The sequence below is a fragment of the Pseudoglutamicibacter albus genome, assembly GCF_031458175.1.
GTDB classification, from domain to species: domain Bacteria; phylum Actinomycetota; class Actinomycetes; order Actinomycetales; family Micrococcaceae; genus Pseudoglutamicibacter; species Pseudoglutamicibacter albus.
Map to the genome: position 1 here is coordinate 980,334 of NZ_JAVDXX010000001.1, position 16,710 is coordinate 997,043.

At 59.2% G+C, this 16,710-nt stretch carries 11 protein-coding genes; 2 read left to right on the forward strand and 9 right to left on the reverse strand.

Annotated features, from left to right (window positions below; genetic code table 11):
• Positions 1-59: 59 nt before the first annotated feature.
• Positions 60-2,666 (reverse strand): Rne/Rng family ribonuclease, encoded by a 2,607-nt coding sequence (locus tag J2S67_RS04300; protein WP_310246636.1) that lies wholly within the window; start codon positions 2,664-2,666, stop codon positions 60-62.
• A 560-nt stretch (positions 2,667-3,226) separates the two neighbouring features.
• Here J2S67_RS04300 and J2S67_RS04305 point away from each other — a divergent pair.
• Positions 3,227-3,886 carry a vitamin K epoxide reductase family protein gene (locus J2S67_RS04305; protein WP_052048301.1) on the forward strand — a complete coding sequence of 220 codons (660 nt, stop codon included), beginning with the start codon at positions 3,227-3,229 and terminating at the stop codon, positions 3,884-3,886.
• 168 nt (positions 3,887-4,054) lie between these two features.
• Here the strand turns inward: J2S67_RS04305 and ndk are convergent, their stop codons facing one another.
• From ndk to J2S67_RS04330, 5 genes are all read right to left on the reverse strand, one after another.
• A complete protein-coding gene (ndk, locus tag J2S67_RS04310) occupies positions 4,055-4,471 on the reverse strand; it encodes a nucleoside-diphosphate kinase (protein ID WP_035755088.1) in 417 nt (138 codons plus the stop codon).
• Positions 4,472-4,586: 115 nt separating this feature from the next.
• On the reverse strand, positions 4,587-5,030 hold the full coding sequence (locus J2S67_RS04315; RefSeq protein WP_035755086.1) for a DUF4233 domain-containing protein: 444 nt from the start codon (positions 5,028-5,030) through the stop codon (positions 4,587-4,589).
• Positions 5,031-6,395, reverse strand: coding sequence for a bifunctional folylpolyglutamate synthase/dihydrofolate synthase (locus tag J2S67_RS04320; protein ID WP_407682072.1), 1,365 nt, complete (start codon positions 6,393-6,395; stop codon positions 5,031-5,033).
• A 31-nt stretch (positions 6,396-6,426) separates the two neighbouring features.
• Positions 6,427-9,741 carry an isoleucine--tRNA ligase gene (gene ileS, locus J2S67_RS04325; protein ID WP_310246644.1) on the reverse strand — a complete coding sequence of 1,105 codons (3,315 nt, stop codon included), beginning with the start codon at positions 9,739-9,741 and terminating at the stop codon, positions 6,427-6,429.
• Between the two features lie 295 nt (positions 9,742-10,036).
• A complete protein-coding gene (locus tag J2S67_RS04330) occupies positions 10,037-10,867 on the reverse strand; it encodes an SDR family oxidoreductase (protein WP_239446157.1) in 831 nt (276 codons plus the stop codon).
• Between the two features lie 78 nt (positions 10,868-10,945).
• Between J2S67_RS04330 and valS the strand changes: the two genes are divergently transcribed.
• Positions 10,946-13,564, forward strand: coding sequence for a valine--tRNA ligase (valS, locus tag J2S67_RS04335; protein ID WP_070492293.1), 2,619 nt, complete (start codon positions 10,946-10,948; stop codon positions 13,562-13,564).
• A gap of 117 nt (positions 13,565-13,681) precedes the next feature.
• On the opposite strand, the gene clpX is transcribed toward valS, so the two are convergent.
• The 3 genes from clpX to J2S67_RS04350 form a co-directional block, all read right to left on the reverse strand.
• Positions 13,682-14,947 (reverse strand): ATP-dependent Clp protease ATP-binding subunit ClpX, encoded by a 1,266-nt coding sequence (clpX, locus tag J2S67_RS04340; RefSeq protein WP_035755080.1) that lies wholly within the window; start codon positions 14,945-14,947, stop codon positions 13,682-13,684.
• A gap of 233 nt (positions 14,948-15,180) precedes the next feature.
• Positions 15,181-15,837 carry an ATP-dependent Clp protease proteolytic subunit gene (locus J2S67_RS04345; RefSeq protein ID WP_310246649.1) on the reverse strand — a complete coding sequence of 219 codons (657 nt, stop codon included), beginning with the start codon at positions 15,835-15,837 and terminating at the stop codon, positions 15,181-15,183.
• A 25-nt stretch (positions 15,838-15,862) separates the two neighbouring features.
• Entirely contained in the window at positions 15,863-16,456 is a 594-nt protein-coding gene (locus J2S67_RS04350; RefSeq protein WP_035755075.1) for an ATP-dependent Clp protease proteolytic subunit, read from the reverse strand.
• Positions 16,457-16,710: the final 254 nt, after the last annotated feature.

Sequence of the window (16,710 nt, forward strand, 5' to 3'; positions counted from 1 at the left end):
GCGCAATTGCTCTTGTTTGTTTGCTAGCCGCTCTTAGCAAGACGGATGTGTCCCGTGTATTAGCCGCGCTTAATCTGATCCGCGGAAACACCGACACCCAGCATCGTGACTTCTGTCTCCTTTTGCTTTGGCGTGTTGTTCGCGGTATCACTCGAGCTCACACGGGCACCGGAGTTCACACGCGCTTCGACAGCTGAGGTGGTGCTAGAGCCTTGTGCCGAACCGGCAGCACGTCGACGACGCCGGCCGCCAGCGCGCGCTTGCGTCGAGTCTGTATCGCTACCCGAAGCCTTCTGGGCAAGCTGAGTAGTCGCTGCCGCTTTCTGTTCAGCAGCTTCAGAGCGTTTCACCGACTTCGACGCCGGCTTAGCTTGAGCTTCCGATTTCTCGCTGCTGCACCCGTTGTTTTCGCTGCGCACGTTGTGCTCGGCGTGCTCGCTATTTTCGGTGCGCTCGTGTTGCTCGCTACGCTGGCGTCCGCGTCCTCCACGGCCACGGCGTCCGCGGCGGCGCCGGCGGCTGCGCCCCTCGCTCGAGGTCTCTGAGGCACGTTTCCCGTCTCGATCGTTCGCATCGGGATTGTGTTTCTGCTCCGCGTGGTCTGTTTCAGTCACCGACTGGGTTGCTTCAGCACCGTCGGATTCCTTGAGCGCCGTCTCGCCTCCAGCGTCGTCACCGTGTTGGGATGCCGCCGCAATTTTGGTCAAAGCTTCGCGCGTGGCGGCAGCACGTTTCTCGCGTTCACGCTCCTGCTCAGCAGACTCTTCGCTGTTGCCGTTGCCCGAATTTTCGTGCCCCTTATCTTCGTGCTGTTGACGCTGGGCTTCACGCTCTGCTTGGCGGGCCTTACGGCGTTCCGAACGTGTCGGGCGGTCATTCGGGCGGTGCACGTGCTGTTGGCGTCCGCCACCGATGAGTGGCTCGTCGTGAATCAGGATGCCGCGGCCCGAGCAGGCCTCACACGAGGTCGAGAACACTTCAACCAGGCCGGTTCCGACGCGCTTGCGCGTCATCTGAACCAAGCCGAGGCTCGTAACCTCGGAGACTTGGTGTTTGGTGCGGTCCCGGGCGAGGCATTCGACAAGGCGACGCAACACGAGGTCGCGGTTAGCTTCTAGGACCATGTCGATGAAGTCGATCACGATGATGCCGCCGATGTCGCGCAAGCGAAGCTGGCGGACTACCTCTTCGGCGGCTTCAAGGTTGTTCTTGGTGACGGTCTCTTCAAGGTTGCCGCCGGTTCCCGTGAACTTGCCAGTGTTGACGTCGATGACCGTCATGGCTTCGGTGCGGTCGATCACCAAGGAGCCACCCGATGGCAAGTTGACCTTCCGGTCCAGTGCTTTAGCTAGGGTCTCGTTGATGCGTTTGGCGTCGAAGACGTCTTCTTCGCCTTCCCACTTGGAAAGACGATCCAGCAGGTCAGGAGCAACGTAGGTGACGTATGCCTCGATCGTGTCCCACACGTGTTCGCCTTGAACCACGAGCTCAGAGAAGTCCTCGTTGAACACGTCGCGAACGGTCTTGATGGTCAGATCAGGTTCCGCATACAGCAGTTCTGGTGCGCGGGTCTTCGTCGAGTTGGCGGCCTTTTCGATCGCTTCCCATTGAACGCGCAGCCGGTTGATGTCGTTCATGAGTTCTTGCTCGGAGGCGCCTTCGGCAGCCGTGCGAACGATGACGCCGGCCTCGTCCGGGGTGTGCTCGCGCAGGATCTTCTTCAGACGCGTGCGCTCGACTTCAGGGAGTTTGCGTGAAATCCCGGTCATCGATCCGCCCGGAACATAAACCAGGTAGCGGCCAGGCAGGGAAATCTGGCTCGTCAGGCGTGCACCCTTGTGCCCTACCGGATCCTTAGTGACCTGAACCAGGACGGAGTCGCCGGATTTGAGTGCGTTCTCGATTCGCTTTGCCTGGCCATCCAGCTGGGCAGCATCCCAATTGACTTCGCCTGCATAAAGCACAGCGTTGCGTCCGCGACCAATATCGACGAAGGCCGCTTCCATGGAAGGCAACACGTTTTGCACACGTCCAAGGTAGACGTTGCCAATCAGAGAGTCTTGGGTTGTGTGGGAGACGAAGTGCTCAACCAGGATGTCGTCTTCGAGCACACCGATCTGGATCCGGTCCTCGTCTTCACGCACGACCATCTTGCGGTCCATAGATTCACGGCGTGCGAGGAACTCGGCTTCTGAGATGCCGTGACGGCGGCGGCCTATATCGCGTGATTCTCGGCGGCGTTGACGCTTAGCTTCCAGCCGGGTTGAGCCGCGCACGGCCGTGACCTTGTCGGGTGCTTTATCCACGGAGGAACGCGGAGCCCTCACGCGCGTGACTGTGCCTGGCGGGTCGTCGTGGCTTCCGCCTTCGATCTCCATGTCCTCAGTTCCCCTGCGGCGGCGACGGCGACGACGCGAGGTCGTTGTCTGCTCCGGCTCATGATTGTCATGGTTACGGGAACCTTTGGGCGCGGATTCGTTCTCTGCGTTCACAAGGTCATCTGTGCTCAGCAGGTCACCGAGCGGCACGTCTGGAATAGCGAACGGATCGTACGTGACGTTAGCTGCCTGTTCAGCCGTCGCGGTGTTTTCTGCCGATGTCGCGTTCTCAGCAGAGGCTGTATGTTCAGCAGATTCTTGTGTCTCTGCTTCTTTATTCTTCGCCATAGGTGGCTACTCCCAGCGGGCCTCCTGCCACAGCCAGGGGCCTCGTACTCGTCATCAGATCTAAGCCGTAGAGTGCGTGTACGCAACGCCTTGATCCGGAAGTCATTGTCCGGCTCGGCCTCTCACACCGAAGCACCCACCGTTTCGGTGTTCCCTCGCGCCCATTCGGGCTTCAATAGCGCACGGTCTCATCCGCTTCGATCATCCTTGAGGATGATTCCAGCCGCGTCATTATGCGGCGGTGAGGGCGATCTCGCGCCCCGGTAACTCATGAGATGCTCATGCGATATTCATGCGGGTTTCCTGGCAGCGAGGCTACGGCGCGCGTGCAGCAGCAAGCACATAGCCGCGTTCAGAACGCCCGCTTAAGATCGAAGGATCTGAGTGCGGTGTCCCTCCGCCCAGGGAAACCCACCAAAACACGTATTATCGAAAAGGAAACACACAATCGGTGAGTAGAGCGCCCCGGCCTGTGGATCCGGAAGGCTCTGACACTGATTGTCTCACATCACCATAGATTGTTCTCGCTACCACTAGATGCTGATAAGGAATTCGCTTCAATGAACTCGTTAGCTTCAACAAATCATCAGGGTTCCGGTGAGAATCTGGCGGCTGATCGTTCCGGGCGTGTCCACGAGCTTCCGTGGTGGGCAAGCACCCGCGGGTTCGGGTGGGTTGTGCTCGTGTGCGGTGTTGGTTCGCTTTATGGTGCTGTGGAGCTCACGCTTGAGCGGATCCAGCTCTACATCAACCCGAATCACATTGCTGCCTGCGATGTGGGTGGCGCGTTCTCGTGTAGCACGGTCATGAAGTCCGCGCAGGCATCCGTTTTCGGGCCGCCGAATCCTTTTATTGGCCTGGTCGGCTTCACTGTCTTGATCGTGGTCGGGGTTGTGTTGGCCACAGGTACGCGTTTGCCGCGCTGGTTCATGAACGCCCACTTGCTGGGGACTGCCGCCGCTACCGGTTTTTTGGTGTGGCTCTACACCCAGGCGGTCTACGAGATCGGTTCGCTGTGCCTCTACTGCATGGTGTGCTGGTTCTTCATGGGTCTTCTGTTGCCGGTCCATGTGGCGAGGAATATCCTCACCAATGATCTTCCTGCACCGAAGGTGTTGCGCGGGTGGGCCCAACACGGCGCCTGGCTGACCTCGTTCATTGTCCTGGTTGCCTGTGCTGGGTCCATCATGGTGGTCTTCTCGAAGCAGCTCTTCGGCTAGCCCGCGCACAGACACCTCAGTGCCTAACCGCACAGTCACCTGAGTGCATAACCGCGCAGACCTGAATTCATAACCGTGTAGGCCTCCATACATGACGATGGCGTGGTCACCTTTAGTAGGTGACCACGCCATCGCTATGTCAAGGCGTTCCTGGAAACCGGTGGCGGCTTAGGCGTCAGCGAACCACAGACCCAGCTCGCGTTCTGCAGAGGCGGTCGAATCGGAACCGTGTACGAGGTTCTTCTGGACTCGTTCGCCCCAGTCGCGGCCGAGGTCGCCGCGGATCGTGCCTGGAGCTGCCTCGGTAGGGTCGGTCGCGCCAGCAAGCGAACGGAAGCCTTCGATGACACGGTTGCCTTCAACCTGCATCGCGAAAACCGGGCCCGAAGACATGAACTCGAGCAACGGCTCATAAAACGGCTTACCCTCGTGCTCTTCGTAGTGCTTCGCGAGCAGCTCACGGGACGGGGTCTCGAGCTTGGCCTTAGTGATGACGTAGCCCTTAGCTTCGATGCGAGCCATAATCTGGCCCGTCAAGCCACGTTCAACGCCGTCTGGCTTAACCAATACAAGAGTGGATTCCATGAAAATGAGTCCTTAGAACTTTCGAAGATGTTTGAGGAACTTCTGCTCTTCAGCGTATATGAGGCTACCTGGCAGACCTAAGCGTCACCTTCGAGACCGAGCGCCCTCTTGGTAGCTAGGCCTCTCCGTGCTGAGCTTCCCATTCGGCTTGCTCCCGGGCCCGCTGGACGTTCTCCCGGTCCATCTGTTTGCCTTTGATAATCCCGTAGGCCCAGATACATCCGAAAAGCCCTCCAACAAAGTACATCATCGGCTCCAAGATCCCGAGCGCGATCATCACGACTTGCAAGCTCCACCCCAGTGCGATACCCCACGGGTAACGCAAGAAAGCGCATGTGAGGATCATCACCACACCGATCACTACACACGTGAGCAGATACGGCAGTCCGCCGCCTTCCATCAGGCCGTGCTTACCGAAAAGTGCGAGGCCTGCGAAAACCACTACGAGGGCTTCAAGCGTCAAGGTTGAGGAACCAAACATGACAGCGATCGACCGCTGCTGCTTGCGCTGACCCGGCCGCCAAGCAAGCTGCTTCTTCGTATAGCGTTTCTGGGCCACCTATACCTCCTTCGTCGGGTTCAGTAAGGCACGCGCCTGACCAATCAGTGTGATCGAGCCGGTCACTAGAACTCCGCCGCCCATGTCCTCGGCCTCATCTGCCTTCGCGGCAGCCCAATCCAGCGCGTCCGGGACCGACTCCGTGATGAAAATATCCTCTTCATCGAAGCCGGCGTCCACAGCCAACGCGGCAAGATCCCCAGCCGGGATCGAGCGCGGTGAATCCGACTGCGTGATAGCGACGTCACGCACCAGCTCACCGAGCTCTTCACGCCAACGAATCAGCATCCCTAAGGCATCCTTCTCTTGCAGAATGCCCAAAACCAATACGAGACGAGAGAAACCGAAGGCTTCCTTGAGCGCTTTCGCTGTCACAGTGACACCGGCGGGATTGTGCGCAGCATCCAAAATGAACGTCGGGGACGTGCGCACTGTTTCGAGCCGTCCGGGGCTCTCGGCAACACCGAAACCTGCACGCACAACCTCGATATTGAGCGGTCTATCTCCCCCGCCGAGGAACGCCTCCACAGCAGCTAAAGCGACCGCGGCGTTCTGCGCTTGATGCTCACCGTGCAAAGCCAACGCGATATCGGTATAACGCTCGGCGAGCCCCTGGATGGTCAGCAGTTGGCCACCTACAGCCAGCTGACGTTCGGTAGTACCGAACTCAACACCTTCGAAACGCCACTGTGCGCCCTTCTCTTTGGCGGCATCGAGCAGAACTTGCGCGGCCTCCGGATCCTGAACGGACGAAACCAGGATCGCGTCCTGCTTGATGATGCCTGCCTTCTCAGAAGCGATGTCGTGGAGGGTATCGCCAAGAAGGTCCGTATGGTCAAGGTCGATCGGCGTGACCACGGCAACCTGACCATCGGCGACGTTGGTGGCGTCCCAGGCCCCGCCCAAACCGACTTCAAGCACAACAACTTCAACTGGTTCATCAGCGAAGACAGCGAAGGCGAGGATCGTGACCGCCTCGAAGAACGTGATCGGGTTCTCCCCTTGCTCACGCAGTTCGGCGTCCACTATCTCAAGGTAGGGCTGGATCTCATCCCATATCCGAACCAGTGTGGTGTCAGCGACCGGATGCCCGTCTATCACGATCCGCTCGGTGACGCTCACCAAGTGCGGGCTTGTGAAACGGCCCGTACGTATGTCATGAGCAAGCAGGAGCGACTCAATCATGCGGGCGGTCGAGGTCTTCCCGTTCGTTCCGGTGATGTGGATGACCGGGGCCGCCTTCTGCGGATCCCCCAGAACATCCATGGCCCGCCGCATCGCGTTCATGCGGGGTTCTATCTTGTTCTCCGGGGCACGCGCAAGCAACTGCGCGTACACCCGAGCCACACCTTCCGGGTCTTTCAGATCCGGTGCGTTGTGTTCAGACACGAAACGTTCAGCCTTCCTGCCCGGCACCATCAGCGGCATCCGCCGCCTCGACCGTAGCGCTCGGCGCATCAACATCCGCGGCTTCAGTTGCGAGCTCGACAGCAAGGGTCTCCCCCGCAACCAGTTCACGATGCGCTTCAACCGCATCGACTACCGCCTGCTCAGCACGGACAACGACCTTGGCGCGTTGGCCCACGCTCAAACCGGAATCACGGCGCGCGGCCTGGATCACACGGATCACGTCGCGGGCAACACCTTCGGCTTCCAGCTCCGGGGTCACGTGAGTGTCCAGAACCACAAAGCCACCCGAAGGCAGAACCGCTGCCGCACGAGCGCCAGCCGAGGCCTCATCGACAACCGTGGTGAGTGTGTACTCACCCTCATGCAGTTCGAGCCCGCCAGCGGTCACCGTGCCGTCCTCGGCAACAGACCAGTCACCTGTCTTCGACGCTTTGATCGCTTGCTGAACCTGCTTACCCAAACGCGGGCCGGCGGCGCGAGCGTTCACCACCAGCGTGCGGGTGATGCCGTAGGCGGCCTCGTCGACCTCAGCGGCATCAGCTAGGCGAACCTCCTTGAGGTTCAGCTCATCAGCGATGATGTCAGCGAACGTACCCTGCAACTGTGCCGCGCCATCGACCACAACATCCATCGCGGCCAGCGGCAAACGAACACGCAACTGGTGAGCCTTACGCAAGCTAGAACCCTGAGAAGTGATCGAACGCGTCAGATTCATGAGTTGAACCAGCTGCGGATCCTGCGGGAACTTATCCGCATCCGGGTAGTCCGTCAAATGCACCGAACGGCCACCCGTCAGGCCACGCCACATCTCCTCAGTAGCCAGCGGCAACAGTGGAGCAGCAACACGGCACACCGTCTCCAAAACGGTGTACAGAACATCCATCGCCTCCGTGTCTTCCTCGAAGAAACGGTGACGAGAGCGGCGCACATACCAGTTGGTCAGCAAATCAGTGAAGCGACGCAAAGCCTCGGTAGCGCCTGCAACCTCGTAGCGATCCATCGAATCGCGAACATCGCGAACCAAATCGCCGGTAGCAGCGAGCAAGAACCGATCCAACGGATCCTTCGCGTCGTAACGCTCTTGAGCCTCATATCCCTTGCCACCTAACGAGGAGTTGGCATAAAGGGTGAAGAAATACCACGTGCTCCACAACGGCAGAAGAACCTGGCGGACGCCCTCACGGATGCCTTCCTCGGTGACGATCAAGTTACCGCCACGCAAGATAGGCGAAGACATCAAGAACCAGCGCATCGCGTCGGAACCATCGCGGTCCAGAACCTCGTTGACGTCCGGATAGTTCTGCAAAGACTTCGACATCTTCTGACCATCCGAGCCCAACACGATACCGTGAGAGATCACGTTCGTGAACGCCGGGCGGCCGAACAGCGCGGTCGCAAGGATATGCATCGTGTAGAACCAGCCACGGGTCTGGCCGATGTATTCAACAATGAAGTCCGCCGGGTTGTGGGTATCGAACCACTCTTCGTTGCTGAACGGGTAATGCACTTGAGCGTAGGGCATCGAACCGGAATCGAACCACACATCCAAAACGTCCTCGACGCGACGCATCACGCCTTGGCAGCCATCGCCACAGCATTCAGCGCCACACTCGACGGTGAGTTCGTCAATGAATGGGCGGTGCAGGTCGACTTCGCCCTCATGGTTGCGTGGCAGACGACCGAAGCGTTCCTCAAGTTCAGCAAGCGAACCGAAAACCTCGATGTGTTCGCACTCGCCGCAGTCGCACTTCCAGACCGGGATCGGGGAACCCCAGAAACGGTTGCGGGAAATCGACCAGTCACGCGCATTTTCAAGCCACTTACCGAACTGGCCATCCTTGACGTTGGAAGGGATCCAGTTAATCTGTTGGTTCAGATCAAGCATGTCCTGCTTGAACTCGGTGACCTTGACGTACCACGACGTGATCGCGCGGTAGATCAGCGGTGTGCGGCAACGCCAGCAGTGTGGATAGGAGTGGTTGTAGGTCGCTTGCCGCATGAGGCGAGCGTTGGCCTTGAGGCTCGCGATGATCGCCGGGTTCGCATCGAAAACCTGGACGCCTGCGATCTCCTCGAGCTCGGTGCCTTTGAAGAACGGCAAGAAGCGGCCGCCCTCATCCACCGACAAGATCACAGGAATCCCGTTGGCTTCACACACCCGCTGGTCATCCTCACCATATGCGGGGGCTTGGTGAACAACGCCGGTACCGTCCGTAGTCGTGACATAGTCATCTACCAGGATCCGGTAGGCATTGGATGTATCGAACTTCTCGTTATCAGCCAGAACCTGCCACAGCGGCTCATACCGCAATCCCGCCAGCTGCTCGCCGGAGTATGTGGCGACCACCGCATCGTGCGCTGCATCAGCATCCGCGTAGCCGAGGTCTTTAGCGTGAGCCGCGATCAGATCCTTCGCCAGCAGGTAGCGAGCGCCCGCGGCGACCGTGTTGGTCTTAGGCTGCTCCGGCCCGGCGGGAAGCACTGCGTACTCGATCTGTGGGCCCACTACCAGTGAGAGGTTAGTCGGCAGAGTCCACGGGGTCGTGGTCCAGGCGAGCACGGCGACGCCGGTCAGTTCGTCTGCCAGCGGGTTATCGCCTTCAGCGGTGATGGGGAACGTGACCGTGACCGTCGGATCCTGTCGATCCTTGTACACGTCTTCATCCATGCGCAACTCGTGGTTGGACAGCGGGGTCTCGTCACGCCAGCAGTACGGAAGGACGCGGAAACCCTCATACGTGAGGCCCTTCTCGTGCAGCGTCTTGAACGCCCACAAGACCGACTCCATGAAGGACGGGTTCAGCGTCTTATAGTCGTTTTCGAAATCCACCCAACGCGCTTGGCGGGTCACATACGTCTGCCACTCTTCGGTGTATTTGAGCACCGACTCACGGCAGGCCGCGTTGAACTTGTCGATCCCCGTCTCGAGGATCTCGTTCTTATCCGTCATGCCGAGCTGCTTCATCGCCTCCAGCTCAGCCGGCAGACCATGGGTGTCCCAACCGAAGCGACGTTCCACGCGGCGGCCACGCTGCGTCTGATACCGGGCAACGAGGTCCTTGACGTAGCCGGTCAAAAGGTGGCCGTAGTGAGGCAGGCCGTTAGCGAAGGGAGGGCCGTCGTAGAAGACGAATTCGTTCTCGCCGCCCTCACGCTGATCGATCGAGGCCTGGAACGTTCCGTCCTTGTCCCAGAACTCGAGGATCCGCTCTTCGATTGACGGGAAATGCGGAGACGACGGGGTCTCACCCGACGGGTCGGTTGTGACGCGAGGATAGTGAGATTCACGAGGACTATGCATGGGTGCCTTTCCAGCTCTTAGACCTAGTACGGCCAGGTCATCGTCGTGGGAAAGGGGACGAGCCACACGATGCAACGCATCGGTGATCCGCGGTACCACCCCGATTGCTGGAGTCAAGAAAACGCCAGCCACTCGTGCTCAGCTGTAACGGGCTGTCCCGTCCGGTTCTACTCACCCAACCATATTGATAGTGGGTTTTCTTCCGGAAGGCTCACCGGTGATTGCCGGGTCAGTGCCTCAATTGTCTGTCAATGATTTTAGCTGAATTGGCGGCAAAAGCCATCACAGCCGCGAGCTACTTCTGGCCGAGTGTGCCGCGAATCACTTTGTGCTGCGCGGCCTGCGCTACAGGCCGGATAACAACCTCGTCGATATTCACGTGATGCGGAGCGTTGACCGCGAAGGAAACAACCGAAGCCACATCCTCCGCGGTAAGTGGATTCTCGACACCCTCATATACGGCGTCTGCCCGCTGTTGGTCGCCGCCGAAACGCCGCAGTGAAAACTCCTCGGTCGCAACCATCCCAGGCAGAACCTCGATGACACGCACGTTATTCTCTGCCTCCTCAAGCCGCAGAACCTGGGTCAACGCGCGCTCTGCCGACTTCGCCGCGTTATAGCCAGCCCCGCCTTCGTACGAGACGATTCCAGCGGTCGAGGTGAGGTTCAGAACCGTACCGCCGCCATCAACCGCACGCAGATGCGAAAGCAAAGCCTTCGTGAGCTTGAGCGTACCGATCACGTTGTTGTTATACATCCACTGCCAGTGCTCAAGGTCAGCTTCAGCTACCGGTTCCTGGCCGCGTGCGCCACCGGCGATGTTGATGAGGGTGTCCGCTCCCGCATCGACCGCTGCGGCCACAATACGGTCAACTTCAACATCCGAGGTGATGTCAGCAGCTACCACACGGCATCCGGTCTCTGCCGCCAGGGCCTCCAGCTTCTCAGCCCGACGGGCAACTGCAATCACTTCCCAGCCAGCCTGACGCAAAGCAACCACTGTCGCGCGACCAATACCGGCCGAGGCACCCGTGACGACAGCACAATGGGAACCAGCCGAGGCAAGGGGCAAGGATGAAGAACTGCTCGCTGCGGAAATACTCGATGCGGGAATATCAGAAGCCATGGCATCAACTGTACGTCGTGACGCAAACCCCACTACACCCTTGCCGTAATCCCCCTACATACATGGGAGAATGGCCGCATGTCTGAGAATCCTCAGGGCACAGACACGCCCACTGAAATCAATGTTCCCGACCGTCCAGGCCTTGAAGGCCTCGAAGAGAAACTCAATCAGCGTTGGGCCGAAGAAGGCACCTACAGCTTCAACGAGGACACCACCCGCGCTGATGTCTACTCGATCGACACGCCACCGCCTACGGCCTCTGGTTCCCTCCACGTAGGACACGTGTTCTCCTACACGCAGACCGACGTACTGGCCCGCTACCAGCGCATGAACGGCAAGAACGTCTTCTACCCCATGGGCTGGGACGATAACGGCCTGCCAACGGAGCGCCGCGTACAGAACTATTACGGTGTGCGTTGCGATCCGGCAGTCCCCTATGACCCTGACTATCAGCCGCCAGCTCAGCCTGCGAAGAACCAGCGTGACTGGGACGCGATCTCGCGTCACAACTTCATCGACCTGTGCCTGAAGCTGTCCGAAGAAGACGAGAAAGTCTTTGAGGACCTCTTCACCCGGCTCGGCCTCTCGGTCGACTGGAACATCACCTACCGCACGATCGATGAACATTCGCGCGCCACCAGCCAGCGTGCCTTCCTGCGTGATCTTGCCGCAGGCAACGCCTACATGGCCGAGGCCCCAACGATGTGGGACGTGACCTTCCGCACCGCTGTAGCCCAGGCGGAGCTTGAGGACCGCGAGGTGGACGGCGCACAGCACCGCTTCAACTTCACTGCGGCAGATGGCCGCGGCATCGAAATCATGACGACGCGCCCTGAGCTTTTGCCTGCGTGCGTCGCGTTGGTGGCTCACCCGGATGATGAACGCTATCAAGACCTATTCGGTTCCACCGTTACTTCGCCGCTATTCGGTGTTGAGGTTGAGGTGCATCCGCATCCGCTTGCCAAGCCTGATAAGGGTACTGGTATCGCGATGATCTGTACGTTCGGTGACGCTACCGACGTGACCTGGTGGCGTGAACTCAACCTTCCGACCCGCTCTATTGTGGGCCGTGATGGCCGCCTCATGCGCGAAACCCCAGAGTGGATCACTACCGATGCCGGGCGTGCAGCCTACGAGCAGATGGCTGGGAAGACGATCTTCTCCGCTAAAGAGTCCGTGGTGAACCAGTTGCGCGAGGCTGAGCTGTTGCTCGCGGAGCCGACCAAGATCAAGCATGCCGTGAACTTCTTTGAGAAGGGCGAACGCCCGCTCGAGATCGTGACCTCCCGCCAGTGGTACATCCGCAACGGTGGCCGCGATGCCGAGCGCCGTGACGAACTCATTGAGCGCGGGCGTGAACTCGAATGGCACCCCGGCCACATGCGTTCCCGGTACGAGAACTGGGTTGAGGGCCTCAACGGTGACTGGCTTGTTTCTCGCCAGCGTTTCTTCGGCGTGCCGTTCCCCATCTGGTACCCGATCACTCAGGACGGCGAACCGGACTACGAGAACCCGATCATCCCGGATGAGCAGCAGCTTCCTGTTGATCCGCTCGAAGACGTCCCTGCTGGATACACGGCAGAGCAGCGCGATCAGCCGGGCGGGTTCATGGGGGATCCTGACGTGCTCGACACGTGGGCTACCTCGTCCTTGACCCCGCAGATCGTTGGGAACTGGGGTGTGGACGAGAAGCGTTTCCGTAACGTCTTCCCGTTCGATCTGCGCCCGCAGGGCCACGACATCATCCGTACCTGGCTGTTCTCCACGGTGGTCCGCTCCAACTCGCTCGAAGGTGTTGCGCCGTGGAAGAACGCGGCACTGTCGGGTTGGATCCTGGACCCGGACCGCAAGAAGATGTCCAAGTCCAAGGGCAATGTGGTTGTTCCAACCGAGATCCTGGACCAGTTCGGCTCCGATGCAGTTCGCTACTGGGCCGCCTCGGCCCGCTTGGGTGCGGACACCGCGTATGAGGTCGGTCAGATGAAGATCGGCCGTCGCCTTGCGATCAAGCTGCTCAACGCATCGAAGTTCGCTTTGAACTTGGGCGCTGACGAATCGCAGATCCTGCACGGCTCCGCTGATGTTGTCACGAACCCGTTGGACCGCTCGCTCTTGGTCCGCCTCGCTGAGGTGATTGAGAAAGCCACCGCGGCGTTTGAGGCTTATGAGTATGCGCGCGCGCTCGATCTCACGGAGTCCTTCTTCTGGGACTTCACCGACGACTATGTTGAGCTCATCAAGGACCGCGCATACGGCGGCCGTTCGGAGGCTGAGACCGCGTCCGTCCGCGCTACTCTCGCCACAACCCTCGATGCGTTGCTTCGCCTGCTGGCACCGTTCCAGCCGTTCGCTACCGAGGAAGTGTGGTCCTGGTGGCGTGCTGGTTCTGTGCACCGTGCGGCCTGGCCGAAGGCTGAGGAGATCCGCGCTGGCCTTGCAGATGCCGACGCCGAGATTCTGCCGAGCGTTGGTCAAGCCCTCATCGGTTTGCGTAAGGCTAAGTCCGATGCGAAGGTCAAGCAGCGCACGCGTGTTCTTTCCGGAACGATCACGGGTCCGGATGCCATAATCGAACGGGTGCGTGCAGCGCTCGAAGATCTCTCGGCTGCTACAGCAGCGGATTCGCTCGAGCTTGTTGTTGGCGGCACCGAACTGGTTGTCTCCGACGTCGAGCTAGAACAGGCCGAGGAAGCATAACCTAACGGATAGCGAACATGAAGGTCCCTGTCACGCGACTATGCGCGTGACAGGAACCTTCATTTTTGGAAGACTCGCGTTACTCAGCAGTCCTCTCCTGAGAGGGCAATACTGCGTCTATGCAGACTTGCGTTCTTCGATGCCCGGATGCAGAACCAACTGAGGTTCTTTACCGTCAGTGATGACGTCTTCAGTCACGATGACTTCGGCGACATCGCTACGGCCCGGAACATCGAACATGATCGAGCCAAGCGATTCTTCGAGGATCGAACGCAGGCCACGGGCACCCGTTCCGCGTTCCAAAGCCATATCGGCGATCGCACCGAGCGCACCCTCCTCGAAGGTCAGGCGCACGCCGTCGAACATGAACATCTTCTGGTACTGCTTGATCAAAGCGTTCTTAGGTTCGGTGAGGATCGAGATCAACGCATCACGGTCAAGGTTCTCTACCGCGGTGATCACGGGGAGGCGACCAATGAACTCTGGAATCAAACCGAACTTGAGGAGGTCTTCTGGCTGAACGTCGGCATAGGAAACCTCGTCAGCCTTCAGCGTAGTCAGCGGAGCGCCAAAGCCGATCCCCTTGCGGCCAGCTCGGGCGGCGATGATGTCGTCGAGACCCGCGAACGCGCCAGCCACGATGAACAGAACGTTGGTCGTATCGATCTGCAAGAAGTCCTGGTGCGGATGTTTCCGTCCACCCTGGGGCGGGACGGAAGCTACCGTGCCTTCCAGGATCTTCAGCAGAGCCTGCTGAACGCCCTCACCCGATACGTCGCGGGTGATCGATGGGTTCTCAGACTTACGTGAGATCTTGTCGATCTCGTCAATGTAGATGATGCCGTGCTGGGCACGTTCAACATCGAAGTCAGCTGCTTGGAGAAGCTTCAGGAGGATGTTCTCAACGTCTTCACCAACATAGCCGGCCTCGGTCAGGCTCGTGGCATCAGCAACAGCGAAAGGAACGTTGAGGCGACGCGCTAAGGTCTGGGCGAGATAGGTTTTACCTGAACCGGTTGGCCCAACGAGCATGATGTTGGACTTCGCTACCTCAACCTCGTCAAAGTCCTTGAGCGATTCGCTACCTGCCGAACCGTTGCCATTAATGCGCTTGTAGTGGTTATAGACCGCAACAGACAAGGCACGCTTGGCGGCTTCCTGCCCTACAACGAACTTCTCGAGGTGCTCGTAAATCTCTTGCGGGCGAGGCAACTCCATCTCTTGGGTTTCCTCAACCTCTACGCTTTCCTCTTCAATGATCTCGTTGCATACCTCGATGCAGTCATTGCAGATGTAAACCCCTGGGCCCGCGATGAGACGGCGAACCTGCTTCTGGCTCTTCCCACAGAAAGAGCATTTCAACAGATCCGTAGCTTCGCTCACGAGAACTCCTTAGAACTTTTCTGCGCAGGCAACTCGCCCGCGCTCTGACTAGCTTCCACTCTAGGCCAGGGGTCTGACACTTATGCATAGATAAAGCGCGTGTTCACCCTTCGACTCCCCTATTCTATGAGGAAGCTGAGGCAAACACGCGCCTTATCTGTGCGCGCGCCTTCTTCGATTGAGTCACACTCATTAACTGTGTGCGCTGAGGCGCGTCGCGCGAAGCCTTGCGCTTATGAGCGGGTCATCTTACGCGAGGTGACAACCTCATCGATCAGGCCGTACTCCTTCGCGCCTACCGCGGTCATGAAGAGGTCACGTTCGATGTCTTTGTCGACCTGTTCGGAGGTCTGATTCGACAGTTCCGCGAGCGTATCAGCAAGCCACTGACGCATACGCAGGACCTCATCGGCCTGGATCTGCAGGTCGGTCGCCGTGCCGCGCTCTCCCCCGCCCATCGCAGGCTGGTGGATCAGTACGCGAGCGTTCGGCAATGCCAGGCGCTTGCCCGGGGTACCTGCAGCGAGAAGTACGGCAGCAGCTGATGCGGCCTGGCCGAGGCATACCGTCTGAATCTCGGGACGGATGAACTGCATCGTGTCATAAATCGCAGTCATCGCGGTGAATGAGCCACCCGGGGAGTTGATGTACATCGTGATGTCGCGTTCCGGGTCCATCGATTCAAGGACCAACAGCTGCGCCATCACATCGTCAGCGGATGCGTCATCGACCTGTGCGCCGAGGAACACGATGCGATCTTCGAACAGTTTCGCGTAAGGGTCTTGACGCTTGAAGCCGTACGGGGTGCGTTCCTCGAACTGTGGGAGGATGTAGCGGTTTTCAGGAAGGTTGCCCGCCGCCGCAGAGAAGTTCTGTGGATCAAAGTTCATGAGTTCTCCTTAGAAGACGTTGGGCTTAGTTCTGGACGCCGCCGGTGCCAGTCACGGAGGATGCGTTCACAGCGATGTGGTCGAAGAAGCCGTATTCCTTGCCTTCTTCTGCGGTGAACCAGGAGTCGCGCTCGTTATCTTTGAGGATCCTCTCAAGTGGCTGGCCGGTCTGTTCCGCGGTCAGTTCGCTCATGACTTTCTTCATGTGCAGGATCAGCTGAGCCTGAATACGAATGTCAGATGCGGTGCCTCCGATGCCGCCGGATGGCTGGTGCATCAGGATGCGGGCATTCGGGGTCGCATAGCGCTTGCCCTTGGTTCCGGAGGACAGCAGGAACTGGCCCATCGATGCTGCGAGGCCGGTAGCGACGGTCACGACGTCGTTCGGGATGAACTTCATCGTGTCGTAGATGGCCATGCCCGCGGTGATCGAGCCACCTGGTGAGTTAATGTAGAGGTAGATGTCCGCTTCCGGGTCTTCCGCGGAGAGTAGTAGCAACTGGGAGCAGATCGTGTTGGCGATCTTGTCTTCTACCTGACTGCCCAACCAGATGATGCGTTCCTTCAGCAGGCGCTTGTAAATGTAGTCTTCCTGCATTGCCGGGTCTACGGAGGACATGCTCGGTGTCTCTTCAGAGCTCGTCATACTTCTCCCTCTCTGTGAGGTCCTCAGAGGTAAACCCATAGCGGGTCTACGTGAATTGCTTGCTAACGACATTACCTAGGGGGCCGTTGCTTATCAGGGGGAAAACAGGGTGTTTCGCTTACGGCGTGAGCTCACTCGCTAGGAGCGGACAACCCAGGCACCGGGTCCACGACTCAGCGATCGCGCGGATCGCTGACGACAACGCGGATGCCTCACAGACAACTCCG